Source organism: Burkholderia singularis (genome assembly GCF_001718875.1).
Taxonomy (GTDB): Bacteria; Pseudomonadota; Gammaproteobacteria; order Burkholderiales; family Burkholderiaceae; genus Burkholderia; species Burkholderia singularis.
The window spans coordinates 949,149-962,354 of record NZ_CP013449.1 but is presented as its reverse complement, the minus strand read 5'-3'; the positions used below and the strand labels follow the sequence as shown (position 1 = coordinate 962,354).

2 protein-coding genes (1 of these 2 cut by a window edge) are annotated in these 13,206 nt (G+C 69.7%); both read right to left on the bottom strand.

The window, feature by feature from the left end; all coding sequences use genetic code 11:
* Positions 1-2,092 carry the 5' portion of a non-ribosomal peptide synthetase gene (locus AQ611_RS25780; RefSeq protein ID WP_069235803.1) on the bottom strand. It extends 13,532 nt beyond the left edge of the window, so only the first 2,092 of its 15,624 coding nucleotides appear in the window; its start codon is at positions 2,090-2,092; its stop codon lies beyond the left edge, outside the window.
* Positions 2,089-13,206 (bottom strand): SDR family NAD(P)-dependent oxidoreductase, encoded by an 11,118-nt coding sequence (locus tag AQ611_RS20040; protein ID WP_069235802.1) that lies wholly within the window; start codon positions 13,204-13,206, stop codon positions 2,089-2,091. Before AQ611_RS20040 ends, AQ611_RS25780 begins: the two co-directional genes overlap by 4 nt.

Below are 13,206 nucleotides of genomic sequence, written 5' to 3'. Positions count from 1 at the left end.
ACAGTTCGAGCGCGGCGATATCGAAGCTGAAGGTCGTCAGCGCAAGCATCGTGTCGCCCGCTTGGACGTCGAGCAACTCGCCCATCGCGCCCAGGAAGTTGTTCAGCGCGCGATGCGTGACCATCACGCCCTTGGGCTTGCCCGTCGAGCCGGACGTATAGATCAGGTACGCCAGCGCGTCGTCGTCGAGCGCGGCCCGTTCCGGCACGATGCTGTCCGCATAAGCGGCGATCCGTTCACGCTCGCGATCGACAAAGAGCGTCGGGCAGCCGGGCGTCCAGTCGCGCTCGATCGCCGCCTGCGTGAGCAGCAGCGACGCGCCGCTATCGTCGAGCATGTAGCGCTGACGCTGCGCCGGGTAGCGCGGATCGAGCGGCACGTAAGCGGCGCCGCTCAGCGCGACGCCGAGCGTCGCGCGCAGCAGATCCGGCGAGCGTTCGACGCAGATCGCAACCTTCGCGCCGGGGCCGATGCCGCGCGCGCGCAGGTAATTGCCGAGCGCCGTCGCGTCGCGCATCAGTGTCGCGTAGTCCAGCGCGACGTCGCCATGGCGAACCGCGATCTTCTGCGGCGCGTGCGCCGCCTGCCCGGCGATCCATTCGACGAAATGCGCGATGCGCGGTATCGGCCGAGCCGTCGCGTTGCAGCGCTCGATCAGCGCCCGCTCGCCGTCGGTCAGGATGTCGTGATCGGCAAGCGGCCGGGCCGGATGCGCGAGCACGCCGTCGAGCAGACGCAGAAAATGCGCGACGATCCGCTCGGCGCGCGTGCGATCGTAAAGCTCGCCCGCGTATTTCAGATTGAGCGTCGCGCCGCCCGCGCGTTCGATCACCTCGAGTTCCAGCTCGTATTCGCCCTCCTGCCGGATGTCGTCGATCATCCGGACGCCGAGCGGCGCCGCGTAATCGCGCTCGATCTGCTCGAGCCAATGGCCGTGCGCGAAATTCTGATACGCGAACGCGACATCGAAGAGCGGCCGCTGGCGCTCGTCGCGCGGCACCTTCAGGGCCTTCAGCAGCGCCGGAAACGGGTAGTCCGCGTGTTCGAGCGCGTCGAACAGCGTCTCGCGCAGATCGCGCAGGTAATCGAGCGCCGGGACGTCCTGCACGTTCCGGCTGCGGATCGGCAGCATGTTGACAAAGTAACCGACGCAGGCTTCGAAACGCGCCTCGGGCCGGCCAAGCGCCGGCATGCCGACGACGATGTCCGCGCGCTGCGCGTATCGGCTCAGCAGGCCGTTGAACACGCCGAGATACAGCACCGCCCGTGACACGTCGTGCGCGTCGCAGAACGCGGCGACGCGCGCATGCAGCGCGGGCGGCACGGCTGCCCGCAGGCTGCGGCCGTCGAACGATGCCTGCTCGCCGCGCGGCTGGTCCGTCGGCAGCGCGAGCGGCGCGGGCGCACCGTCGAGCGCGTCGCGCCAATGGTCGAGATGGCGCTCGCCTTGCGGAGCGTCGAGCATCGCGCGCTGCCAATCGACGAACTCGCGAAACGTCGCGGCGGCCGCCGCCGCGCGAGGCGGCGCGCCGCGCAACAGGTTCAGATACGCATCGAACAGGTCGTTCAGAAACAGCACGGCGGAGGTGCCGTCGAACACGATGTGATGAACGCGGATCAACGCATACCAGCACGCGTCGCCGGCGCGATGGATCTCGGCGTCGATCAGCGCATCGCCTTCGAGCGGCAGCGGCCGTTTGGCCGACGCGCGCAGGCGCTCAACCATCTCGCCGCCGCCGCCGGCGCCCGCGTCGTGCACGCGCAGGCCGAAGCCCTCGGGCGAGCGGGGTTGCAGCGCCGGCTCGCCTTGCACGTCGGCGAGCCGGGTCGTCAATAGCGGATGCGACGCGAGCGTGTGCCGATAGGCGCGCTCCAATGCGGCGACGTCAAGCGGCCGTTCGCAGCGAAACGCGAGTGGAATCACATAAGCGCCGATGTCGGGCCAAGTCTTGTGCAAGGCCCACAGGCCCTTCTGCCCGACCGACAGCGGAATCGGCGCAAACGCGAGCAGCGCGCGCTTCAGTTCGTCGGTGGAAATCTCGCCGGCCCGGTAAGCGGCGGCAAGTTGCGCATGGGTATCGACAGCATTCATTTCAGCAACTCCCTGACTTCTGCGAGCGATGGATCGAGACCGGCGATTCGATCGAGCATGTCGAGCACGCGCTCGTCCCGGAATCGCGCGAACGCGCCGGCTTCGTGCGCCGCGCGCGTGGCGGCGCCGGCGTGCATGCCGATGTGCCGGACGAGCGCCGCGATCGACGGGTTCTCATGGAAGGTTCGCGGCGTCAGCTTCACGCGAAAACGGCTCTCGAGCGCATGACCCAGCTTGAGCGCGAGCACGGAATCCATGCCGTACTGGCGCAACGGCTTGTCGTCGAGAATCTGCGACGGCGCGAAGCCGAGCTGGCGTTCGACGAACCCGCGCAGGAACGCGCGGACGGTTTGCGCGTCCGCCGGATCGGCCGCCGATGACGGCGTGGCGGTTGGAAGCGACGACGATAGCGATGACGTCGCCGCTTCCGGCGCGATCGGTGCCGAAGCGGGCGCGCCGCCATCGGCTCCATCGGCGGCCGCGGGATCGCGTGCGGCCCAGCATGAGATGCGCGCGAACGGGGTCGTCGGCAGCGTGATGCGGCGCCCCACGTCCGGGCGGCCGCCGTCGAGCTGCGCGCCCGCGGCCCAGGCCGCCGCGACCTCGCGCAGCGCATCGACCGTCGGCTGAGCGGGCCACACGATGCGCCTGCGCGGATCGAGCACCGGGTGGTCGCCGCGATAGCCGTTGGCCACACCGGCGGCCGATGCATCGAGTGCCGCGCGCAGTTCGTCGCGCGACGTCACCACCCACGCGACGCGCGATTCGAGCTGCGCGCGGCCGGCGAGCAGCGTAAACGCGATGTCCTCGATCCGCGGCGGCTCGGGGGCGTCGAGGGTTTGCCGCAGCGCGGCTTCGAGCTGCGCGAGCCGCGCCGCGTCGGGCGCGGACAACACGACGAGATGCGCGCGGCCCGCACGCGCCGCCGCAGCAGCCGGTCGCGGCGGCGCCTCCTCGACGATCGCGCACGCGTTCGCACCGTTGATGCCGGTCGTGCTGACGAAACCGTAGCGCGCGCTGCCCGCCGGCGCGTCCCATGCTTGCCGGCGCCGCACGGGTGCGACAACGCCCGGCGCCGAGAAATCGACGTATTCGTTCGCCGTCTCGAAGCCGTGCAACGCTGGCACGCTGCGATGGCGCAACGCCGTCATGAGCGCGAGCAGATCGACGACGCCGGACGCCGCGAAGCTATGGCCAAGCACCGGCTTGGTCGACGTCAATGCGCACGGCGCGCGGAACACCTGTTGCAACGCGTCGATCTCGACGGAATCGCCCAGCCGCATGCCGATGCTGTGCGCGAGCACCACCCCGACGTGCTCGGCGGCCAGTCCGGCCGTATCGAGCGTGGCGCGGAAAAGCCGCACCTGGCTCGCCGGATTCGGCGCGAGCATGCCGTTGGTCCGGCCGTCGTAATTGATCGCGGTGCCGCGAATCACGCCGTGGACGCGGTCGCCGTCGGCCAGCGCGCGCGACAGCGGCTTGAGCACGACCGCCGCGACGGCCTCGGCCGGCACGAGGCCCGTCGCGCGATCATCGAACACGCGGCATGCGGGCTCGGCCGCAAGCGCGATCGCAGCGGCGAGGCTGCCGAGTTCGCGCGCGGACGCCATCACGCTGACTGCGCCCGCCAGCGCGACCGAGCATTCACCGTTCTGCAGCGCGCGGCACGCCTGATGCACCGCGACGAGGCCCGACGAACACGATGCGGTGACGCTGCAATTCGGCCCTTTCAGATCGAGCGCATAGGCGATCCGCGCCGGCAGCGTCGCATTGCGGTTCGCGGTGATGTATTCCCGGCGCGCGAGCTGCTCGCCATACAAGCTTTCTTCCGCGCCGACGAACACGCCGCAATCGCTGCCCCGGATCGCGTCCCCGACATAGCCCGCATCCTCGAACGCATGCCAGGCCGTTTGCAGGAACAGGCGCTGCTGCGGATCGATCTCGGCCGCCTCGTTCGGCGACAGCTCGAAGAACAGCGGATCGAACATCTCGACGTCGTCGAGAAAGCCGCCGTACAGCCGCTCGCGCGCGGCGAAGCCCAGGCTCGACGCACGCGGGCCTTCGAGCGTCGAGGCGGCGCGAATCCCCGACATGCCGTCCGCCCAGTTGCGCCACAGCGCATCGATCGATTCGGCCCCCGGAAAGCGGCCGCTCATGCCGATCACCGCGATCGGCTCGTAGCGCGGCGCGGCGCGGGGAGCGTCGCGTGCCGCCACATCCGGCGCCACATCCGGCGTCGCGGATGCGTCATCGCGCACCGGCGAATCCGGCGTCGCATCCGCCGGCGCCGGCGCATCGCGGCGTGCATCGGGATGCGACCGCTCGGCGGCTGCCGTCCCCGGCGGCTGCGCCGAGTGAGCCGAGACGCATGCCTGCGCGAGATGGCCAATGAGATCGTCGACGCTCGGGTTGGCGAAGAACGTCGCGGGCGTCACGCGCACCCCGAGCGTTTCGCCCAGCCGCTTGCCAAGCGCCGCGAGGCGGATGGAGTCGAAACCGAGTTCGACCCAGTTGAGCCCGGTGCGCACGCGCTCGGCGGGCAACTTGAGTTGGGTTTCGATGGCGTCGAGGACAATCGCGCGCAGCGTCGCCTCGTCGGCGTTCATCGCGGCGGCTGGCACCGGCGACGCGGGCGGCGCATCCGCTCCGGCCGCGGCCGCTTCGTTCAACGCTGCCGCTTCGTTCAGCATGCCCGCGCGGCGGCGCAACGGATTGCCGTCGCCGACGAGCACGATCGCCTGGCGCGGCGACGCGGCGAGGATGCGCTCGAAACATGCCAGCCCCGCGTGCGTCTCGAGATAATCCTGGCCGCTGCTCGCGAGATAGACCCGCTCGCGACGTTCGCCGCCCAGCCCCATCGAACCGTCGCGCCACAGCGGCCAGTTGATCGCGATATGCCGGGTGGGACCGTCCGGCTGCGCAAGCGCATGCGCGGTCTGGAAGCGGTTGGCGACCGCGTAGCTGCACGAGCCGAAATCGCCGAGCACGGCGGACGACGACGAAAACTGCACGAGCCAGCGCCAGCCTTCGCGCTCGGCAAGCCGCGTCAGCACGCGCGCGCCGTGGACCTTCGGCGCGAGCACGCGCCGGTAGTCGTCGAAATCGATCGATTCGATCGTCGTTGTCGGCGCGATGCCGGCCGCGTGAATCACGCCGTCGATCCGGCCGAACCGCGTCTTCGCCAATTGGATGGCGGCTCGCATCGCCACTTCGTCGCCCGCGTCCGCCTGCACATACAGCACGCGCCGTTCACCGCGATCGCAAGCATCGAGCTTGCGATTCTGCTCCGCGTCCAGCGCGGAGCGGCCGGTCAGCACGACGTTCGCGCCCTGTGCATGCAAGTGACGCCACAGCAGCGTGGCGAGCGCGCCCATGCCGCCCGTGACGAGCCAGGTCTGCCCGGCGCGCCCCGCATGCGGCCCGGACGGCGCATCGGGCAGCGCGAGCGGCTCGACGTCGGCGACATGACGCACGCCGTCCCGGTACAGCACGCTCTGCATCTTCTGCGCGCGCGCCTCGGCGATCGCGCGTCGCGCGAACCAGTCGGCAAACGGCGCACCGCCCGACGCCGCCGTATCGTGACACGCAAGCAGCGCCGCATCGGTTTGCGGCAACACCATCGGCAGCGACCGGCAGAGGCCGATCCAACTGTCCACCTGGGGTTGCAGACGCGTCTGCTTGCAGCGCGCGAGCAGCAGCAAACGCGCAACGGGCAGGCCGGCCGCGATCATCCCCTGGATCGTGTACAGCAGCGCATGATCGCGTTCGCAGTAGTAGACATCGCACGCGGCGAGCGCGTGATAGCAGACGTCGACGGCCGGCCAGCGCTCGCGCACCGCCGCGAATGCGTCGCGGTAATCGTCGGCGGCCTCGCCGCGCAGCGCGATCCGGTCCGGGCTTGCGGCGGCGGCATCCGCGCAGACGATGAACAGCACGTCGGCGCCGGGATGCCCTTGCGCGACGACGGGCGCCAGCGCATCCGCCGCCGCGGACGTATCGACGATGCACAGCACGCGCCGCGCGGCGTCGGCTAACGCCGCGCCGGGCGCCTGCGGCCGCCAGGTTTCCCGGTACAGGTACACCGGCGCGGCATCGGCCGGCGGCGCGGCACACGGCAGGCTTGCCTGCGGCGGCGCGACGCGATCGCGCGGCTCATCGGCCTGCGCCTGCGCCAGCGCCTGCGCCGTCAAGTGGCGGATATCGTGGCTCGGCGCGAGCCAATAGCGTTCCCGCTTGAACGGATAGGTCGGCAAGCTGATCCGGCGCGGCTCGCGGATATGCCATGCGTTCCAGTCGACGCGCTCTCCGGCCGCCCAGTCGGCGACGAGCCCATTCAGCGAGCGCGCATCGCCGGGCGCGACGACGCGCGCTTGCGTCGACGCGCGATCGCGCGGCCGCCCGCTGCCGAACGCGAGCCCATCGAGCGTCGCCCAATCGGTGTCGACGATGCGCGCGAGCCATGTGGCCAGCGCGCCGATCGAGTCGACGACGAAGCCGAGCCTCACATCGAGCATTTCCCGGCCGACTTGCAGCGTGAACGCGATCGCATGCAGCCTGTCGTCACCGAGCGCCTCGTCGCGAATTTGCGCGAGCAGCGCGCTCGCGCGCTCGCACACTTGCTCGCGGCTCTGCGCGGACAATACGATCGCCTGAGGCCCGGGCGCCGCCAATGACGCGTCGTCCGGCAAATTCGCCTCCGCGATGACGGCGTGCGCGTTCGCGCCGCCCGCGCCGAACGACGACAGCCCCGCGATCCTCGGCAGCGTCCATGCGCGGCCGTCACGCTCGACGGTCGGCCGCGCCCACGGCTGCGCGTGCAGCGGCAAGCGAAACGGCGTGCGCGCGAAGTCGATGCGCGGATTGACCGGCTGCGCGTGCAGCGTCGGCACGAGCGTTCCATGCTTCATTTGCAGCAGAATCTTGGTCAGTCCGGCGAGACCCGCCGCGCTCTCGGCATGGCCGATGTTCGATTTCACGGAGCCGAGCGCGCAGGTCGAACCGTCCCGCCGCACGCCGCCGTAGATACCGGTGAGCCCCTTGACCTCGATCGGATCGCCCAGCGCGGTGCCGGTGCCATGCGCCTCGACGTAGCTGATGCTGTCCGCGTCGACGCCCGCGCGCGCCAGCGCGCGCTCGATCACCGCGCTCTGCGCGCGCGGGCTCGGCACCGTATACCCCGACGTGCGCCCGCCGGCGGCGACCATCGTCCCCTTGACGACGCCGTAGACGTGATCGCCGTCGCGCTTGGCCGCGCGCAGCGGCTTCAGAAGCACGACGCCGACGCCCTCGCTGGCGACGAAGCCGTCCGCGCCGTCACCGAACGCGCGACATGCATCGCCGCGCGACAGCATCTGCATGTACGACAGGCTGGCCAGATGCGCCGGATCGGTAATCAGATTGACGCCGCCGACGAGCGCGCTCGCGCACGTGCCGGCGTGCAACGCCTCCGTCGCGAGATGCAGCGCCGTCAGCGACGACGAGCACGCCGTGTCGATCGTCATGCTCGGCCCTTGGAAGTCGAACACGTAAGACACGCGATTCGCGATCGACCACGCGCGCGGCGCGAGCGGATAGTCGCTGTTCATCGCGCCCGCGAACACGCCCACCTCGCCCGCCGCGTTGAGGCTCTCGGGCGTATGGCCCGCATCCTCGATGCATGCATACGCGTATTGCAGGAACAGACGTTCCTGCGGGTCGATCAGCTCGGCTTCGGCGGGCGCGATATGGAAAAAGTCGGGATCGAATTCGTCGTGCCCGTCGATGAAGCCGCCCCAGCGCGAATAGGAACGGCCGACTGTCTCCGGATCGTCCGTATGTAGTGCGCGCCAATCCCAGCGGCTAGCGGGAATCTCGCGAATGCAATGCACGCCGTCGCGCAGATTCGCCCAGAAGGCGCGCAGATCCGAGGCCTCCGGATAACGCCCGGACACGCCGACGATCGCGATGTCGTCGTCGCGCTCGAGTGCGAGGAGCGGCGGCGCCGCGTCCTGGCGGGAAGGCACCGGGGTTGTCGTCGGCAGCAGCGGCGGCGATGAATCGCCGCCGACGGCCGCCGCTTCCGGCGGCCCGGACCTCGCATCGCGTCGAGCTTCAGTTTCGCTACCGGCCTGGGCGCCGGCGTATAGCACCGCGCAACGCGCCGCGTCGCGCTCGAGGAAGTGATCCGCCAATTCCTCGATGGTTTGCAGATCGAACAACAGCGTGCTGTCGACGCCGTCGAACACCGCGCCGAGCGCATTCGTGATGTGAACGCCGGAAATCGAATCGACACCGTAGTGCACGAGCGGCGTGCTTTCGTCCAGCGCGTCGAACGGCACTTCGAGCGCGTTCGCCACCAGCGTCTTCATGTAGGCGATCATCGCGGCGCGCGGCGCGTCCGCTACGTGCCCGGTGACATGCGCATGCGGGCCGATTTCGTCGCTTCGTACCGCGAAGGCGTCCACGGCAGAGCGCGCCGCCGGGTCGGCGGATTGCGCCGCGGGTTCGGCCGACTCATGCGCGGGGAACGCATCCGGATGCGTCGCAAGAAAATGATCGGCGAGATCCTCGATCGTTTGCAGGTCGAACAGCAGCGTGCTGTCGACGTCGCCGAACCGTTCGTTCAGCGCGCTCGTGATGTGAACGGCGGAAATCGAATCGACGCCATAGCGCACGAGCGGCGTGCTCTCGTCCAGCGCGTCGAGCGGCACCTCGAGCGCGCGGCTCACGAGCGCCTTCATATACGCGAGCGCGGCGCCGCGACGCTCGCCGCCGCCAGATGCGGTTGCAGCCGGGCCGCGCGCCGGCGGGGATGCGTTCGCCAACGGCGCGGCGGCGGCCGGCAGCGGCGCCCGCGCGTGCGACGCGTTCTGCACGGCGGCAAGCGCGACGCCACGCTCGCCAAACGCGCGCGCAACGCCGCCATCGTCGACGCGCAGCGCCGCGAGTTGCCGCTGCGCGTCGTCCAGCACACGCGCGACGTCACGGCGCGGATGCGCGCGCCCGTCCACGATTTCGACGGCCTCATCGAGCCGTGCCGACGGAATGATCGCGACACGCGCCAGCTCGAACATCCGGATAAAACCCATCTGCGGCAGCGAGCCGCGCAGCAGCTGCTCGAGCGCCGCCATGCTGTCCGCGATCCGCACCGACGCCACGCCGATCGCCGCCATGCGCCTGCGGTAATGTTCGGAAGCACCCGCGCCGAACTCGCTCCAATAGCCCCAGTTCATCACCTTGACCGGGAACCGGCCGGCGCGGCCCAGATAGTGCGCGAACGTATCCTGGAACACCGAACCGGCCGCGTAGTTGCTCTGCCCCGGCATCTTCAGATAACCGGCAAGCGACGAGAAAAACAGCATGAAATCGAGTGCATCGCCGCCGAACGCGCTCGCCACGTTGACGCTCGTCGCCACCTTCACGTCGAGCACCTGCGAGAACTGCGCCTCGTCCATCGTCATGATGCCCTGGTCGCGCAGCACGATGGCCGAATTGATCACGCCATGCACCGCGCCGAAGCGCGCGACGATCTCGTCGCGAACGCGCGCGAGCGCGTGCGCGTCGGTCGCGTCGACCTGCCAATAGGCGGGCTGGCGGCGCGCGGCCGCGAACCCGGCGAGATCCGCTTCGACACCCTGCGCGAGGCCGCGCCGGCCCAGCCACACCACCTGCGCGTCGTAACGGTCGATCAGATAGCGGCTCAACACCCTGCCGATGCCGCCCGCCCCACCGACGATCACGTACACGCCGCGTTGGCGAAACACCGGCGCTTCGTCACGCAGCGTCTCGCAACACGGCAGAAGCTGCTGCCGATACCATGTCCCCGCGCGCCGGCTCCACGCCTCGCCGTCCCGATCGAACGGCATCGACAGAATCTCGTGCATCGGCCGTGGCTCGGAGAGATCGAGATCGACGAGACGGAACCGCCACGCGCGCATCTCCTTCGCGAGCACGCCGACGAAACCATGCACCGACGCATGCGTCGGCTCGAGCGGCTCGTCATCGAGCACCGCCTGCGCGCCATGGGTGACGATCGTGAACGCGAGCGGCTTGGTGAGATAACCCTGTGCGATCAGCGCCTTCGCGAGCCGGAACAGCACGCCTACGCCGTGCTGCTGCATCCGTGCGATGTCCTCGCCTGCGCCTGCGGACGGCGCAATCCATACGATCTCGTCGACGGGCCCTTCGCGCTCGAGCAGTGCCGCGCATGCGTCGATGCTGCCGAGCGCGTCGTGCCCGACGCGCACCCGACGCGCTCCGTATTGCGCCAGCTCACGATCCGCCGCGTCGTCGCCGCCGATCTGCCAGACGAGGGCCGGACGCGCGCCCGTCTGCGGTTGCCATGCGGCGCGCACCCAGCGCATCGCGAGCGGCACGTTCAGCTCGCCGCGAGCGGCGGTGCCGTCGGCGGCGCCGGACGGCGCATCGGCCGCGCGCACCCGCGCGAAATTCCGGATCTTCAACGTATCGAAGCACGCGCACAGCTCGCCTTGCGCGTCGAGTAGCGCGATGTCGAACGTATCGTCGCCTTCCGCGCGCGACGCGATGCACCACATATCGGTGCCGCAGCGCCGATGCAGATCGGCGCGCGCGAGCGAGAAAGGCACCGGCACCCAGTCGCGCGCATCGTCGAGATAAAAACCGATGATCGACTGCAGCGCGCCGTCGCCGATCGACGGATGCAGCCAGTAGTTGTCGTCCGTCTGCGGCCGCGACAAGCGCGCGACGACGTGTCGCGGCCCCGCATGCAGCCCGGCGATCACCTGGTGCGCGGGGCCGTATTGCAGGCCCACGGCGGCGAATCGGCGGTAGCAGGCGTCAGCGCCGTAGGTTTTGTCGCAATGGCGCGCGATGAATGCGTTCACGTCGATGCGCGCGGGCGCCGCTTGCGTCAACGCGTCGACACGGCCCGTCGCACAAACGGACGGCGTGCCGTCGCCGATGCGTTCGACGACGAATGCACCGCGCTCGCCGTGTTGCGCGGAAAATGCGATGCGCATCGCGAGCGCCGCACCGTCGGCGCGCGCGGGGCGCATCCACGTCACGTCGGCGACGCGCGCGGCCGGCCCGGCGTTCATTCGCGCGGCGAACGCCGCGCGCGCCATTTCCAGATAGGCAACGGCGGGCAACATCGGCCGGCCGTCGACCTGATGATCCGCAAGAAACGGCTCGCTGACGCTGAAATGCGAGGCAAACGCGTCGCCGGCCGGCTCGCGCCGATGAAGCAGCGGATGATCGTCGTCACGCGCCTCGCTCGACGATGGCGCAAGCCCGGCGGCCGGCAAACGCGTATCCGTCTTCATCCAGATCTTGGCGCTTGCAAACGGATAAGTCGGCAAGCTGATCCGGCGCGGCCGCGCGTCGCGATGCAAATCGGCCCAGCCGACCTGCGCACCGTCCACCCACGCGCGCGCGATCCGCTGCGCATCCCGCTCGGCGGCGGGCACCGCAGCCGTTTCCGCACGGGCTTTGCCGGCATGCACATGCTGCGGCAGCGCGTCCCCGGCGACGTATGCGTCAAGACAGGCCTGCGCATGCGCAACGTCATGAGCGACAAACGCGACGCGATGCAAAAACGCGTCGCGCCCGACCTGCAACGTGTAGGCGCAATCGTGCAGCGCGCCGTCGCCGGCCGCGCCCCCTTCGCGCAAAAACGTCAGCAACTGCTGCGCTCGCGCGCGCAACGCGGCCGGATTCGGCGCGGACAACACGATAATCGGCGGCAGCGCCGCCGCCGTCCGGAATGCCGCATGCGCCGTTTGCGGCACATGCTCGGCGACGATCAGGTGCGCATTGGAGCCGCCCGCGCCGTAGGACGACAGGCTCGCGAGCCGTGGCAATTCCCGGCCCGCCGCGTCGACGGCGCGCGGCCATTGCGCGAGTGAGCGCTGCAAGTAGAACGGCGACGCGGCGAAATCGAGCGCCGGGTTGATCTGCTGCGCATGCAGCGACGGCACGAGCATGCCGTTTTTCATTTGGAGGATCACTTTCGTCAGCGCGGCGATGCCCGCCGCGCTTTCCGAATGCCCGATGTTCGATTTCACCGAGCCGAGCGCGCAGAACTGCTTATCGGACGTATACGCGGAAAACGCGTCGGTCAGCCCTTGCAGTTCGACCGGATCGCCGACAGGCGTGCCCGTGCCGTGCGCCTCGACGTATTGGATGTGACGCGGGTCCACGCCCGCCAGCTCGATCGCCTCGTGAATCAGTGCCGCCTGCTGCCGCGCATTCGGCACGTAATAGCCCTTCGAGTGCCCGCCGTGATTGATCGCGCTCGCCTTGATCACCGCGTGAATCCGGTCGCCGTCGCGCAGCGCCTTGTCGAGCCGCTTCAGCACGACGATGCCGACACCCTCGCCCGGCACGTAACCGTCGCCGTCCGCCGCGAAGCTGCGGCAGCGGCCGGTCGCGGCGAGAAATTTGTTCTCTTTCAGCAGCCGATATTTGTTCGGGTGGATCGACACGTTGACGCCGCCCGCGAGCGCCGCCTCGCATTCGTCGAACATCAGGCTGCGGCACGCGAGATGGATCGCCGTGATCGACGACGAGCACATCGTGTCGAGCGTGAGGCTCGGCCCTTGGAAACCGCCGAAGTAGCTGACCCGGTTCGCGATCGACGCGGCGATGCCGGTCGCGGCCGTCGGCTCGCTCGCGAAGGACGCCTCCACGCCATAGAGCTGATATTCCTGATACATCGCGCCGGCGAACACGCCGACACGGTTATGCTCGTGCGCGCCGCCCGGCTCGCCCCGCCCGAGCGTCGCGCAGGTGTATCCGGCGTCCTCGATCGCCGCATACGCGCATTGCAGGAACAGGCGCTCCTGCGGGTCGAGCTTCGCCGCTTCGCGCGGCGTAATGCCGAAGAACAGCGCATCGAAGCTGTCGACGCCGTCGAGAAATCCGCCCCAGACATCGCCGAAACCGCTCAGTTGCGGGTGGTCCGCCAACCAGCGGCCGGGCGGCAGCGGCGACACGCAGTCGCGTCCGTCGACCAGATTGCGCCAAAAGGCGTCGAGATGCTCGGCCATCGGGTAGCGTCCCGCGAGGCCGATGACCGCGATGTCACGCCGCGCGCGATCGGCCGCCCGCGCTGCATCGATCGTGTCGATCGCGGGAAGAAGAGTCGGCTTGTTCAT

What these genes read in the sequence shown, in the direction of transcription:
- AQ611_RS20040 (WP_069235802.1), bottom strand. Translation starts at nt 13,206, where the DNA reads ATGAACAAGCCGACTCTTCTTCCCGCGATCGACACGATCGATGCAGCG.